Genomic DNA, 14,011 nt, shown 5'->3' on the forward strand with positions numbered 1-14,011 from the left:
TCAGTCACTTCGACCATGGCAAGGCCTGCTCCACAGAGCACAGCGATCGATAATTGGTGCGAAGGATGGAGACCAGCGAAGCGTTCTTGTGTCGAGCCTAGATCCACTTGACGCGCTGACACAACCACATGGTCGGTCTGGTACGGGAGGCTAGGCAAATCGGGCTTTCGCACGTAGGACCCGTTGGCAGCCCTGCTCGACTCTATCGGCGAGAATGGGATTCGCGAGTGCATCTTCCGTAAGATATTGCGCATGAGTCAATGCTTCTTCATCTTCAGGCATCAAGTTGTTTCCAATGCACAGCAGATCAAGCCCTGCCCGCAGTCCCAATTCGACAGCCTCTCGGGTTGAGTATTTCTTCTGCAGTCCCTGCATCTGAAGATCATCTGAAATGAGTAATGCGTCGGGGATGCGTTGACGAAGCTTTCCTATCGCTATTGACGACATGGAAACGGGTCTATCTGCCTCCCACTGATGGACTATGCCGTGGCTCACCACAACACTGTCGCCCACCAGCGAGTGTCCCAAATCGTAAAAGAGACGCAGTTGCTCATCAGTGATCGTGCAGGAAACGTCCGTGAGATCGTGATGGCTGTTTTGAATTGCACCGCCGAGTCCTGGAAAATGCTTCAGGCTCAATCCGATTCCCGCATCGTGCGCGACATCATTGAGGATGCGGACATTCGCACGAACAGCATCCGGATCATTAGAATAGGACCGGCCGATTGCACCGATATCGGGGTTCATCGGGTTCAAGTTCAGGTCGATCACGGGAGCCAGATTGTAATGAAATCCAAGACGGCGTAGTTCGCAAAAACTGTCGGCGGCGAGGCGGCGCTTATCCGAGTCCGACAACTCGTTGAATACTTGCTGACTGGGCAGAGGAGCGAATCCTCGCGCCGACTTCAATCGGCAGACTCTTCCACCTTCCTGATCGACGAACACCAGAGGACGGGAAGGCAATGCCGTAATGTCAGCACAGAGTGCTCGTACCTGATCCGGAGAATCGATATTGTTCTGATACGTCCTAGTCTGGCAGTTGAAATCGAAGAGGATGACACCGCCCAGGCCATAACTGGCGGCAAAGGTTCTGAGCCAATCAGGGATATCGAGTCCCCGGAATCCAAGCAGGAAACATTGTCCGACGTCGATACGAACCATGAAATCCCCCCGGAGCTCGGATCTGCCTAGCACCAGCGGCCGAACAATAAAAAATATCTAGAAGCCGGTCAAATGGAGAAAGAAGGTCTTCAGATAAGTGGAACGGCCTCTATTATACCCATTTACGGATGTGGCTGCCGGAGGAAGAAGCAGGATATTCGTTGTTTGGCAGCATGAGTATACCTGACCAGATCGTCGCACCTTAGTGCGCAAGACCAGCACGGGCTGCCGTCAGCGGGCCGTCGAGATGTGTAGCCAGAAACTTTTCCATTTCATTAAACACTCTGATACGATCCTCCGCACGGCTCAGGTGATGGTCTCCATCAGGAAATTCCACATACCGAAAATTTGTATTGCCGGCCTTCTTCAAAGCGACCGCCATTTCACGTGATTGCTCAACCAATACGACGCGATCTTCCGCGCCATGCATCATTAAGAGCGGCGTCCGAATCTTCTCCACATGATTGATAGGAGAGGTGGCGTTTAAGCGGGCGCGGTCGGACCATGCCGATCCCAGTTGCCGTTCCCATCCTATTCTATAGTTTACGTTATGTATGTTCTGCTGCAGCAAAAACTGGAGATCGGATACGCCCGCAAAACTCACGGCACACCTGTAGGCGTCCGGTGTTTTGGCAATACCCATCAGCGCGGCGTATCCGCCATAACTTCCTCCTACGATGCATATTCGATTCGGATCCGCCAGACCCCGAGCAACGACCTGTTGCACGCTATCCGTCAGATCGTCCTGCATTTCAAGACCCCACCGCTTGAATCCCGCTTCCATAAATTCGCGTCCGTACCCGCTCGATCCCCTGAAATTGACCTGCAAAACGGACCAACCTCGACTGACGAAAAACTGCGTCCAGTAATCAAAGCTCCGATCATCTCTGTAGACCGGTCCGCCGTGAGGAAAGAGTATGAGCGGCCGACGCACGTTCCGGCCGGGTGGCTTGGTGAAGTACCCATGCAGAATCGTTCCATCCCTGGCTTTGACGGTGAGAGGAGCCGGCTCGGCCAGTACTTTCGGATTCAAGTCCGGGTAGGCGTCTGCAATCCAAATCAGTCGATTACTGGGTTCGTCCAGAAGATACCATTGCCGCGGCTGCGTGGCGTGTTCGGAGGTAACCAGATGGCGCAAGCCATCGTGACTGCTGCTATAGATAATATTGGCCCGTCCCGGAAGGGCCACATTCACTCTGGCGTGCAACGTTTCCACATCAGCGCTCCAATACGTGTTCTTCGATGTATCGGCGTCATACTGCAGACCGACCGCGCGTTTCAACCAGGGAGCATAGATGAGACTTCCATTCACGTCGTAAACAGCATGAGAAGCCAAGAGGGCCGGCGGTGATTCGAGATTGGACAGATCCATTCTGTAGACAGCAGATCGTCCGTCAAGATCCTGTTTGACATACAGTATGTTCGGATCTTCATCGAATCCCAACGGCGCCAATCCGGCTTCTCGTTCGACGTCGAATTTGCGCAGGGTTTGCCATGAATCTCTTCCCGGTATCTTGACGAGATAATGAATCGTCGTGCCCTCCACGGCCACTCCCAAGCGGACAACACCCTGACGGTCGGCAACCCAGGTGCGAATTCCATAGATGTTTCGTTCGACCAACTCCCGTTCACCGGTATACACGTCGAGTTTGTAGACATCCGGATAGGTGGGAGTCTTAAAATCCAAGGCGATCAGGATGGAACGTGAATCACCTGGTATTCTCCCGATCATTCCATCTTGAAGCTGCGGCAGATGATCGGGCTGGCCACGCAACGGATCCACCTCCGGCGTGACCAGGTCGGTCTTGAGATTCGAGCCATCGCGATTGATGGCGAAAAGACGGGTCTGCACCCATTTATGGTGAACAGCCGTATCACGCCTGACGTCCGCCACCATGACGCTGACCAGCAACCGTTCATCATCGAACCATTCAAACCATCGGACTGAGAACGTTTTGTTCTCGCTTTCCAGAATTCTTTTGAGATTCTTGCCATCGTGGGTGGACGTCACGACATAGGTCTTGGTTCCAATGTTTTGTATTGAAGCCAGATGGGTCCCCGAGGGAGACAACTTCATGGATTGAATTAATGGGAGCGAGGCAAAGGACTTGATGGGAAGACGGCCAGATATCGAGTTTCCTGTTTCGAGCGGCAACGGTTCCGAAATAATCTGCTCGTAGGAAGAACAGCCTTCCAAGAGAGAACCGAGCATGAGGACGCGGATGATCAGTATGAATAGCGGATGTGAAATAGTATGTGTAGCACTTGGGTTCAGCGGTCGCTTGAAACGCCGCCCGAGAGACGATTCTAAGCACATCGCACCCCCACGCATAAGTTGATCGCGAGCGGTCGCTTCACGATATGGAAAGGATTCCAAACGTGATTGATCTTACATCGAAGGGAGAGATTGTCCAGCAATAGTCGGAAGGCGCCCAAAATAGTGAAGTGCGATCGCTACACTTGCAGACACGTTGAGAGATTCCATACTGGAACGTATGGGGATGGAGAATCGCACTACGGCCGCTCTCCTCGTATGCTCGCTCACGCCTTGCCCTTCATTTCCGAAGACGAGGATGAGACGATCCGGAATCGAATGAATGCTCTCGATTTCCACGGCTTCGCGCAAAGACGCATCCGACGCATAGACCGCGCACCCTTTGGAGGATAAGCCGGCCACGTCCGGTCTAATGAACATCGGAAGGCACAGCAAGGCTCCGCCGGTCGCCCGAACAACTTTGGGATTGAACCGATCAACCGAGTCCGAGGTCAGCCACAGTGCAGTGGAATTCAGCGCGGCGGCCGTCCGAATAATCGCTCCAAGATTCAGAGGATCCTGAATCCTCTCTCCGAACAACCCCAGCACACGGTCTTGGCTCAAGACCTCAGACTCGCTCCAGACCGGTTGCTTGACGACGGCAAGTATTTCTTGAGGAGTCCGGACATTCGACAGCGTCGCGAAGACTTGGCTGGAGCATGTATAGGAGAAAACCCCTGATGTCTCTCTCAGGTGTCGGTCGGTCGGAAGTTCCCGTCGGCAATATGCCGGCGTAGTCACGACCGTTTGAACGAGAGAGGGATATTCGGCGAGCACGTCCCGCACAGCCTTGGCACCTTCGACGACGAAGGTGCCGTCGGCTTCGCGAGTCCGCTTTTCATGAAGGAGTTTTCTGATGTGCGCCGCTGAGGCGCGCGTCAACGGGCGAGTGAGAGCAGGCACGCTTAACGGTTCACCCTACCAACCGGAAATCAACGGCGCTTGCGACCTGATGCGGCTTCTGCAGCCCGAATCCGTTGCGCCCGGGCCTTTGCTCGTTTCAGGGCGGTTAACTTTCCTTTCGTGCGGTCATCTTCATGCTGCAATTGCTCGAGCTGTGACTTGAGATGCGCCCTTTCTTGCCGATGCAATGTCGCGCACTCTTCTTTGGACAAAGAGACCCAGTCCCCACCAGTTCTGGCCCGCTTAATGCGTTGGTCCAGCGATTCACGCAATTGTTTGGTTCGCATGGACAAGAGGGATTTCAAAGCCTGCCTCCGGCGTTGAACTTCCTCTTCTTCCGCCATAATTCCACGAATATCCGTCCCTAACATGCTTGCCTCCTCACCCCCTGAGGGGATAATCATCAAAGGCATTCTACATGATTTGATCATTCATCTTCCACTGTGAGAATTTCTGCATAAGCCATTGAATTAAAAAGACATGACCAGAAAATCCGTTCAAGTTCGTATTGCAGCTCAGGTACCATTTTCAGTAATATCTCCAAATGCCAATTGGTCCGCAGATCCAAGCTTGGAGACTCTCAAAAGGCTTATCGCTCGAAGGTTTGGCATCGGAATCGCATCTTGAATCTCGTGTTCTTGAAGACATCGAAACCGGGACGATAGACCCGCCGGCATCTTTGCTCGAATCGATAGCCGCCTCGCTGAAAATTCCTGTGGCGTGGATGTTCAGTCATCCCACCGCATTTCAACAACTATTTCACGAATCGGATGATGAGGATGGTGACAAGCCGGAAGAACCCGATCCGGTCACCGCGCGCATTTTGTCCGCGTCTCGGATGGACCACTCTCTCTATGTGCTCCTGACAGTACTCATGCAACATGCCGATCCCAAATTATTACGAGCTGCGGAGGCGAGCCTGCGGAGTCTCGTCAAGCAGTCAAAACAGTCGAGCATCCCGTGGCAAAATAGGCCCTCGGGCCATTTCGAACCACCGAGCGATTGAATGTATTTACGCGACATGGAATAGGAGGCATTTCAGATACCGGGTCTCAGGCATTTCTGGAAGAATCGGGTGGTCGCGTCCCTGTCCTCTCAGCTCAAGCAATTTGAGCTGGCGTTTGGCATCGTAAGCGGCCTTGTAGATCGCATTTTTGAAGGCCTCCTCAGACACATGGTGCGAACAAGAACTGGTCACCAATATCCCATCAGGCTTTGTCAGACGAATTCCAAGTAGATTCACGTCTTTATAGCCAGCCAAGGCCTTTGGCACCGCCTGTTTGCTTCTGGCAAATGCCGGAGGATCCAGAAACACCACATCATACCGCTCCCCTTCTCGATTCATGCGCCGCATCTCTTCAAACGCATCGCCCTGATGGTACGAGCAACGGGTTTCGACGCCGTTCATGGCAGCGTGGCGGCGAGCGAGAGACAGCGCCTCTGCACTCACATCTATCCCGGTCACAGAGCTGGCCCCTTCAAGCGCCGCATGGATGCCAAATGCGCCCGTGTGACAGAATCCCTCCAGCACATGGGCGCCGGCAACGATCCGCGCTGCGACCATGCGGTTTTCGCGCTGATCGCAGAACCATCCCGTCTTCTGTCCTTCGGATACATTGACAACGAATCTCGCCGGCCCTTCGTGAACTTCGACGGTCGTAGAACCGCTTCCTCGTACAAATCCGGTCTCGAGAGGAAGCCCTTCCAGCATCCTGCTCTTCGCATCATTTCTCATATATATCCGTGTGACGCCGCACACGTCGCACAGCATGCCCGCTAAGAGGTCTTTTCTGCGATCCATGCCGGCCGATAGCGTTTGCATGACCAGGACATCGTCGTACCGGTCCACGATCAGGCCAGGCAAGAGATCGGCTTCGCCGTAGATGACCCGATAGGCATTGGTACCAGACACGATGCGGCGGCGTAGCCGGTCTGCTTGTGCGATCCGTTCTCTCCAGAACCCAGGTGTGACCGGCGTGTCATTGAATGAGAGAATCCGTACGCGGATTTTTGAGTCGGGGTTGAAAAAGCCTCTCGCATAAAAGCGTCCGTTTTGAAGATGAAGATCGATGAGATCGCCGGCTTTCGGGTCGCCTGAGACCCGTTGGACGAATCCGGCATAGATCCACGGATGCCTGGTTCCGACGATTTCCTTCTCGCGCGTCAGGATCGCCCGTCCAACAGGCTTCTCTTCGATCAAACTCATACGGTGATCTCACTTCCGATGTATGGCGCAGCGCGCCGGTGTCACGCTTTCGGCTTGACGGCGACACCACGCTGTGGTTTGCTGCACCATATAACTCCGGATAGTGAGTCGGCAACAGGCAATCGATACAGAACACATGAGCGATACGGCTTCGATCGGATCAGCGGTCATCGAGCGATTGCACCAATTGGGTGTCCGTCACATTTTCGGCATTCCGGGTGACTACGTGCTCACCCTCTATCAGCTGATTGAGCGCTCGCCGATCCAGCACGTCGGAACCACTCGGGAGGATTGCGCCGGCTTCGCTGCTGATGCCTATGCGCGCATCAACGGAATAGGCGCCGCCTGCGTCACGTACTGCGTCGGTGGCTTGAATACCGTCAATGCCATTGCGTGCGCGTACGCGGAACGCTCTCCTGTCGTATTGCTCACCGGTTCGCCGGGTCTGTCCGAACGCACCAAGATGCCTTATATGCATCACATGGTTCGGGAGTTTTCCACGCAGCGCGATGTCTTTGAGCGGATGACCGTGGCCGCCGTCTCGCTTGATGATCCGCTGACGGCCGAGCGTGAAATGGACCGTGCGTTTGCCGCATTGCTTCGTTATCGACGCCCCATCTATATAGAAATTCCGCGAGACCTGGTCCATACGCCGCTGGGCACTCCGTTGCGGCCGTTGTGTCTCAACGACGAACCCAGCGATCCGGCTGCGCTCGACGAGGCGATCGAAGAAGTCCGCATGATGCTTGCCTCTGCCAAACGACCCGCAATTCTCGCCGGCGCTGAGATCGGCCGGTTCGGCCTGCAGGATCATCTCGCCCGTCTCGTCGAACAGTTGAACGTCCCCATCGCGTCAACCCTGCTGGGAAAATCAATCATCCGGGAGGACCATCCGCTCTATGTCGGCGTGTACGGCGGATTGATCGCACGCGATGAAATTCAACAGTTCATCAATGACTCCGATTGTCTTCTGATCTTGGGGTCCATTCTCTCCGACATGGAAGGATTGGATGCACGTTCGCCATTGATCTTAGAAGGACGCACCGTTCATGCCACTGCCGACCGGGTCGCGATCAAGCATCATCGGTACGACACGATCCGTTTCGAAGATTTCGTCCGTGCCCTCAGCACGTATCCGTTTACCCGGTTTTCTTCGAGACCGCTCCCCGATCCGTTCCCAATCGAGCACAAACCGGTTGAACAGGAGGGGAACGTGACCCTCTACGGATTGTTCCGTCACCTGGACGGCGTGCTGGATGCGCGGACACGCATCGTGGCCGATGTGGGCGAATCACTTTTCGCCGCGGCCGATCTTCATGTGCACAGGCGCTTTGAATTTCTTTCCCCGGCCTACTACACATCCATGGGTTTTGCCGTCCCGGCGGCCGTCGGAGCCGCCTTTGCCGATCCTTCCGTGCGATCGATCGTGCTGGTCGGTGACGGCGCGTTTCAAATGACGGGCACCGAACTCGCGACCGCCGTCCGGTACCGACAATTTCCAATCGTCATCGTATTGAACAATCGCGGATATTCAACCGAACGGGAAATTTTAGAGGGTCCGTTCAATGATATCCACGACTGGCACTACGACCGAATTTGCGACGTGATCGGAGGCGGATGCGGGATGCGGATCCGCACTCAAGATGAATTTGAGCGTGGTCTGGCAGCCGCGCTCGCGGACCAAAACAGTCTTTACGTGTTGAACGTGCTCTTGGATCCCGCCGACCGTTCCCCCGGTATGGTCAGACTGGCTCATCGGTTAGCCAAGCGGCTGGCAACGGACCGTCCCTAGCCCATCATCCCCCCCGGCTGAAGACACGCTCCCTCACATCCTTCGGCTACTTGCTTAGCCTCTTTCCGCGAAGGTATCATCTTAACTACGAAATCTCTGCAAGTGGCACGTCGCCTGCACTGAAAGGTAATCGCAAGACATGCGATGGCAGTGCCTTTTTTGCGTCACGTGATCATGCACTGCAGTCGTGGCAAGAGGGAGAGAATGACTCCCCTGCAAATCCCTCTTCGGAGGTTGCGATGTCCGATTTTTATCAGAACGGCGTAGTCACGGTCTTACATCGTCTCGGCAGGCCCAATGTCGAGCAATTGGAACAAGAGCTCGTCAGATACGGTCATGATCATCCTATCGCGCTCGTACTCCCGTCTTTGTATGCAGAATTGAGCAGACCCGCGCTCAAACACATCGTCGAAACGCTCAAGAAAGTCTCGTATCTCAATGAAATCGTCATCTCGCTGGACCGAGCGTCGGCGCTGGAGTTTCGCTTGGCGAAGCAATATTTCTCAGAGCTCCCCCACCGCGTCCGGGTCATCTGGAACGATGGCGCCAGGATACAGAATATTCTGAGCCGCCTGGTCACGAACAACATCGACATCGGGCTGCCGGGAAAGGGTCGGGGTTGTTGGATGGCGTTCGGCTATATCCTCGCACGCAATCAGAGCCAGGTGATCGCCTTGCACGATTGCGACATCACCAGTTACAATCGCGAGTATCTAGCCCGCCTCTGTTATCCCGTGGCCAATCCGAATCTGGGTTACGAGTTCTGCAAAGGTTATTACAGTCGAGTCACTGACCGGCTGCATGGCCGCGTGACGCGGCTCTTTATCACGCCACTGATCCGTAGCCTTCAGCAACTCGTCGGTCCGCATCCTCTGCTGACCTTTCTCGACAGTTTCCGCTACCCGTTGGCCGGAGAATTTGCCATGGTCAAGGATTTGGCATGGACGAACCGAATACCAGGCGATTGGGGGCTGGAGATCGGCGTCTTGGCGGAGGTGTACCGTAATTGCGCGCTTCGCCGCATCTGCCAGGCCGATATCGCGGATGCCTATGAACACAAGCATCAGGACCTTTCGAACGACAATCCCAATGCCGGGCTGCTGAAAATGTGCGTTGATATCACGAAGTCATTGTTCCGTAATCTCGCCAGCGAGGGAGTCATCTTGTCGGACGGAGTGTTGAAGACATTGCGGGCGACATACCTTCAGAGTGCGCAAGAAGCCATCAGCCGCTATGAAAACGATGCGGCGATCAACAGCCTCGCATTCGATCGCCATGAGGAACGCACGGCCGTGGAGGTATTCCTTCAGGGCATGAAAATCGCGACCGACGGGTTCCGCGAGGACGCTCTCGGCGTGCCGATGATTTCGAATTGGAGCCGGGTCGCACACGCCGTCCCGGACATATTTGAACGGATCATCGAATCCGTCGAAGAGGATCATGCGTGGAATCCCACCGCCGAATCCGTGGCGGCACCACTATGAGCACCACCTCCACACCGTTGGCGGCCGCGACAGAGACCGCTCTTAAGGAAATCGGGGCTGCCGATATCTTGGTCGGCATTCCCAGCTACAACAATGCGGCCACGGTCGGTCATGTGGTCCGTGCCGTCGGCGCCGGCCTTGCCAAATATTATCCAAAGGAACGGACCGTGCTGGTCAACTCCGACGGCGGATCATCTGACGACACGACCCGCATCGTGGCCCAAACCGCAGTCGACCATCAGCACTTTCTGATTGCCGACCGGCAAAGCGTGCTTCACCGGATCGTGACTCCGTATCACGGCATCCCCGGGAAGGGAAGTGCGTTCAGGACCATTTTTGAAATCGCCAGACGTCTGAAAGCCAAGGCCTGCGCCGTCGTCGATGCCGATCTCCGCAGTATCTCTCCGGAATGGATCGAGATGCTGCTACGGCCCATGATCGACCAGGGCTATGACTATGTGGCGCCCTTCTATCTCAGGCACAAATATGACGGCACCATTACCAACAGTCTGGCCTATCCGCTGACGAGAGCGCTCTACGGGAAACAAATCCGTCAGCCCATCGGCGGAGAGTTCGGCTTTTCCGGCGCCTTGGCCACACATTATGTCGATCAGCACGTCTGGGATTCCGAGGTGGCGAGGTTCGGCATCGACATTTGGATGACGACCGAGGCCATCGCGAGCGGAGCGCGAGTGTGCCAAAGTTTCCTTGGCGCAAAAATTCACAATCCCAAGGATCCTGCATCCGATTTGTCGGCCATGCTTCGGCAGGTCGTGGGTTCCCTATTCGCTTCGATGGAACAGCACGTCGACGTATGGTCCAAAGTGGAAGGATCGCAGCCCGTCCCTCTCTTTGGTTTTCCCTACGAGGTCGGCGTGGAACCCGTCCGTGTCGACGTGGATACCATGGTCGCTCATTTCAAACAGGGATTGTCCGATCTTGAGCCGATTTGGAAACAGATATTGACCCCCGGAAGCCTCGAGGAACTGATCGATCTCAACCCACAAGCACAGGCAGACTGCCGTATTCCCGACGAACTGTGGGCGCGTATTGTGTTCGATGCCGCGACGGCCTATCACCGCCAGAGCTTGCCGCGCGAACATCTCCTCAAATCGCTGACGCCGCTGTATCTGGGACGAACCGCCTCTTTCGTACGTGCGACCCAAGGCCTGACCTCCGCCGAGGCTGAACACACGATTGACAACCTCTGCATGACGTTTGAGCGCAGCAAGCCCTATTTGCTCGCACGCTGGTCGGAACGGGAATCGCAGCCTGGCGAACGTACACTCGGGTCACGGCCGACAACGGACACTGGGAGGTCGTCATGAATGACTTTGTTGACCGGGCCATATTGGAACCGCTCGAACTGTTGGGTCGTTATGCGCTGGCCGTTCTCCCGAACCTCTTTGCCATGGGCATCTTGCTGCTCGGCGGGCTGTTCGCTGCGTGGCTCTCGAGCACCCTGTTGGAGCGCGTCTTGCGGGTCCTCGGTTTCGATCATCTGTGCAATCGATTGGGAATGACGACGGCATTGCTGCGGGCCGGTATCAAGACCGATCCGTCACGAATCGTGGGGAGTGTGTTGTACTGGTCCATCGTCCTGCTGGCCAGCGTCGCCGCACTCAGCGTGCTCAATCTGGCGCCGATCAATCAGTTCGCACAATCCTTGCTGGCGTATGTCCCACATATGATTACAGCCGGGGTGATTCTTCTGGCCGGGTATGTGTGCTCGAACTTCGCCTCGCAGGCGATCCTGATTGCCGCGGTCAATGCCGGCCTGCCTCCCGCGCGACTGATTGCCAACTGCTCCCGGTGGGGCTTGCAACTGCTTGCCGCAGCCATGGCCCTCGAACAATTGGGGATCGCGCAGCACATCGTCGTCGTGGGGTTCGGTATTACCTGGGGCGGCCTTGTGCTGGCCACGGCAATTGCGTTCGGACTCGGAGCCACCGACATGGCGAAAGATTTTCTGGAACGGCGCATTGTGCGCAACAAACCCGGCTCGTCCGATGATCTGCGCCATTGGTAATACGCCCGGACTAACGATACGGAGCCGGCATTGAGAATTGGACATGAATCGTCTCCCGAGGTATTGGACAAACCGTTGACACACCTCGTGGTGTTTACAGACTTGGATGGGTCTCTGCTGGACAGCACGACCTACTCATTTGACTCGGCAAGGGAGGCACTCCAGCTGTTGCGGGAACGAGAAGTCCCCCTCGTGCTGGTTTCCAGCAAAACCAGAGCCGAGATGGAACCCCTGCGGATGCGGCTCAATCATCAGGGACCGTTTATCGTCGAGAACGGAGCCGCAGTGTTCGTCCCACAGGGCCTCTTCAATTTTCCCCTGGAACGCGGACGAACCAGATCGCCATACGAAGTCATTGAACTGGGGCTGCCCTATTACATGCTTCGGGACGTCTTGAAGCAGGTCGAAGAAGCTGTGGAGACGCCGTTGCTCGGCTTCGGTGACCTGACGGTCGAAGAGATCATGCAGACCACGGCACTCCCGCGCACGGACGCCATACTGGCCCAACAAAGGGAATACGACGAGCCGTTCATGCTGGAGGGGCCGCCTGCGCTCGTGGCAGAGGTCTGCCGGCAGATCGTCACGCGGGGATTACGATGGACCAAAGGAAGCCGATTCTTCCATCTGACCGGAGACAACGATAAGGGGCAGGCCGCCGCACTATTGCTCCGCTGCTACCAACGCCAGATACGTCTGCAGGAGGTGGCGGGCCGCATCGAGACCGTGGGGATCGGCGATAGCATCAACGATGCGCCGTTATTGGCGATGGTCGATCATCCGATCCTGGTTCAAAAACCGGATGGCTCGTACGATCCAGATATCCATGTGCCCGGAATGATACGGGCGGGCGGGATCGGACCTGCCGGCTGGAACCGGGCGGTGCTGGAATTATTCGAGCGCGTCGACCAGGGCCGGTGATGCTCAATTACGAAGTCTTCTTCGTGGCAAACACCGTGGCATCGCAAGCCAGATACTTGATTTGTTTCATGGGAATGATGAACACTTCCTTCGCAGAGTCGACTTCCAATACCTCCATGTCGTCGCTGATGGTATGACGGATCGCATCCTTCACCAGCAGCTCCTGATTGTCGACAAAAACCACTTTCACCCAATATTGCACGATCCCCTCCTAAGACTGTGAACCCAATTCCATTGATCGCCTAGAAGCCGCCTCCACTGCCGACACGAGCATCGCTCGAAACCCTCCGCCTTCCAAAACATGAAGCCCCGCTATCGTGGTTCCGCCGGGGGAAGCCACACGGTCTTTGAGCACTCCGGGATGCTCTCCCGAGTCGATGACAAGTTGGGCAGCGCCGGCAACCGTCTGCGCGGCTAAAATCTGCGCAGCCTGACGCGACAGCCCCATCATGACTCCGCCATCGGCAAGGGCTTCGATCATGAGATAGACATACGCGGGCCCGCTTCCGCTCAACCCCGTTACCGCATCCATCAACTGTTCATTCACGCGCACCACCTGTCCGATTTGTTCGAACATCAGCCGCGCCGTCCGTTCGTCGTCCTCCGACAGCACGCCATCGGCATATGCCAGAGCCGTCACCCCCTGCCGGATACACGACGGAGTGTTAGGCATGGCTCGCACCATCCGTTCGGCTCCGTGAAGATGCGCCGCCAAACGTGACAGCGGATACCCGGCGGCAACGGAAATGATGAACTTAGATGAAGCTCCGAGGGGAAATGTCTCTGCCAACACCTCATCGAGGATTTGAGGCTCGACGGCCAGGACGATCACGTCCGCCCAATCGGCCGCTTGACGATTATTCCCCGTCGTCTCAATTGTATATCTCATGCGAACGGCATCGCGCCGACTGCTGTCGATGTCAGAGGCGATGAGCTGGGAATTCGCCAGTCCGGAGTGTAGAAGACCCGCAATGATGGCTTCCGCCATATTCCCTGCGCCGATAAACGCGATCCGACGACTTCCAAACATGCGGCGATTATACTGACGCCGTCTTTGACCTTGCAACTTGGAGGCAGTGAGCAGCAACCCGCTGCACCGGGACAGTGCCCCTTAGACAATTCGAGAAAAACGTTGAGCCTCCTCACATCGTTTTGTATCCTTCCTCATGCGCAATTCCTTCGGTATCCCTCTCATAATCCAAGC

13 protein-coding genes are annotated in these 14,011 nt (G+C 55.8%); 6 read left to right on the plus strand and 7 right to left on the minus strand.

Features of this window, described 5'->3' with window-relative positions:
- Window positions 1-150: 150 nt before the first annotated feature.
- From W02_RS05325 to W02_RS05340, 4 genes are all read right to left on the minus strand, one after another.
- Window positions 151-1,161 carry a glycoside hydrolase family 3 protein gene (locus W02_RS05325; protein WP_173045502.1) on the minus strand — a complete coding sequence of 337 codons (1,011 nt, stop codon included), beginning with the start codon at window positions 1,159-1,161 and terminating at the stop codon, window positions 151-153.
- Window positions 1,162-1,363: 202 nt separating this feature from the next.
- Window positions 1,364-3,373 carry a S9 family peptidase gene (locus W02_RS05330; RefSeq protein WP_173045504.1) on the minus strand — a complete coding sequence of 670 codons (2,010 nt, stop codon included), beginning with the start codon at window positions 3,371-3,373 and terminating at the stop codon, window positions 1,364-1,366.
- Between the two features lie 177 nt (window positions 3,374-3,550).
- A complete protein-coding gene (locus W02_RS05335; RefSeq protein ID WP_173045506.1) occupies window positions 3,551-4,378 on the minus strand; it encodes an RNA methyltransferase in 828 nt (275 codons plus the stop codon).
- Window positions 4,379-4,407: 29 nt separating this feature from the next.
- Window positions 4,408-4,749, minus strand: coding sequence for a hypothetical protein (locus W02_RS05340; protein ID WP_173045508.1), 342 nt, complete (start codon window positions 4,747-4,749; stop codon window positions 4,408-4,410).
- Window positions 4,750-4,982: 233 nt separating this feature from the next.
- Here W02_RS05340 and W02_RS05345 point away from each other — a divergent pair, with 233 nt between their 5' ends.
- A complete protein-coding gene (locus W02_RS05345; RefSeq protein ID WP_232068655.1) occupies window positions 4,983-5,384 on the plus strand; it encodes an XRE family transcriptional regulator in 402 nt (133 codons plus the stop codon).
- Window positions 5,385-5,390: 6 nt separating this feature from the next.
- Here W02_RS05345 and W02_RS05350 read toward each other — a convergent pair whose 3' ends face one another.
- Window positions 5,391-6,584 carry a class I SAM-dependent rRNA methyltransferase gene (locus W02_RS05350; protein WP_173045513.1) on the minus strand — a complete coding sequence of 398 codons (1,194 nt, stop codon included), beginning with the start codon at window positions 6,582-6,584 and terminating at the stop codon, window positions 5,391-5,393.
- A gap of 136 nt (window positions 6,585-6,720) precedes the next feature.
- Between W02_RS05350 and W02_RS05355 the strand changes: the two genes are divergently transcribed.
- The 5 genes from W02_RS05355 (at window position 6,721) to W02_RS05375 (ending at window position 12,807) form a co-directional block, all read left to right on the plus strand.
- On the plus strand, window positions 6,721-8,376 hold the full coding sequence (locus tag W02_RS05355) for an alpha-keto acid decarboxylase family protein (RefSeq protein ID WP_173045515.1): 1,656 nt from the start codon (window positions 6,721-6,723) through the stop codon (window positions 8,374-8,376).
- Between the two features lie 239 nt (window positions 8,377-8,615).
- Complete coding sequence (locus tag W02_RS05360; protein ID WP_173045517.1) at window positions 8,616-9,860, plus strand: glycosyl transferase; 1,245 nt, start codon at window positions 8,616-8,618, stop codon at window positions 9,858-9,860.
- A complete protein-coding gene (locus tag W02_RS05365; RefSeq protein ID WP_232068656.1) occupies window positions 9,821-11,188 on the plus strand; it encodes a glycosyltransferase in 1,368 nt (455 codons plus the stop codon). Before W02_RS05360 ends, W02_RS05365 begins: the two co-directional genes overlap by 40 nt.
- Entirely contained in the window at window positions 11,185-11,889 is a 705-nt protein-coding gene (locus tag W02_RS05370; RefSeq protein WP_173045519.1) for a hypothetical protein, read from the plus strand. Before W02_RS05365 ends, W02_RS05370 begins: the two co-directional genes overlap by 4 nt.
- Window positions 11,890-11,919: 30 nt before the next feature.
- Window positions 11,920-12,807, plus strand: coding sequence for a mannosyl-3-phosphoglycerate phosphatase (locus tag W02_RS05375; RefSeq protein WP_173045521.1), 888 nt, complete (start codon window positions 11,920-11,922; stop codon window positions 12,805-12,807).
- Window positions 12,808-12,814: 7 nt separating this feature from the next.
- On the opposite strand, the gene W02_RS05380 is transcribed toward W02_RS05375, so the two are convergent.
- Together W02_RS05380 and proC are read right to left on the minus strand one after the other, a co-directional pair.
- Window positions 12,815-13,009, minus strand: coding sequence for a hypothetical protein (locus W02_RS05380; RefSeq protein WP_173043557.1), 195 nt, complete (start codon window positions 13,007-13,009; stop codon window positions 12,815-12,817).
- Between the two features lie 9 nt (window positions 13,010-13,018).
- Window positions 13,019-13,837, minus strand: coding sequence for a pyrroline-5-carboxylate reductase (proC, locus tag W02_RS05385; protein WP_173045523.1), 819 nt, complete (start codon window positions 13,835-13,837; stop codon window positions 13,019-13,021).
- Window positions 13,838-14,011: the final 174 nt, after the last annotated feature.

It is taken from the genome of Nitrospira sp. KM1 (assembly GCF_011405515.1).
GTDB lineage: Bacteria > Nitrospirota > Nitrospiria > Nitrospirales > Nitrospiraceae > Nitrospira_C.

What these genes read in the sequence shown, in the direction of transcription:
- W02_RS05325 (WP_173045502.1), bottom strand. Translation starts at nt 1,161, where the DNA reads ATGGTTCGTATCGACGTCGGACAATGTTTCCTGCTTGGATTCCGGGGA.
- W02_RS05330 (WP_173045504.1), bottom strand. Translation starts at nt 3,373, where the DNA reads ATGCTCGGTTCTCTCTTGGAAGGCTGTTCTTCCTACGAGCAGATTATT.
- W02_RS05340 (WP_173045508.1), bottom strand. Translation starts at nt 4,749, where the DNA reads ATGTTAGGGACGGATATTCGTGGAATTATGGCGGAAGAAGAGGAAGTT.
- W02_RS05350 (WP_173045513.1), bottom strand. Translation starts at nt 6,584, where the DNA reads ATGAGTTTGATCGAAGAGAAGCCTGTTGGACGGGCGATCCTGACGCGC.
- W02_RS05355 (WP_173045515.1), top strand. Translation starts at nt 6,721, where the DNA reads ATGAGCGATACGGCTTCGATCGGATCAGCGGTCATCGAGCGATTGCAC.
- W02_RS05360 (WP_173045517.1), top strand. Translation starts at nt 8,616, where the DNA reads ATGTCCGATTTTTATCAGAACGGCGTAGTCACGGTCTTACATCGTCTC.
- W02_RS05370 (WP_173045519.1), top strand. Translation starts at nt 11,185, where the DNA reads ATGAATGACTTTGTTGACCGGGCCATATTGGAACCGCTCGAACTGTTG.
- proC (WP_173045523.1), bottom strand. Translation starts at nt 13,837, where the DNA reads ATGTTTGGAAGTCGTCGGATCGCGTTTATCGGCGCAGGGAATATGGCG.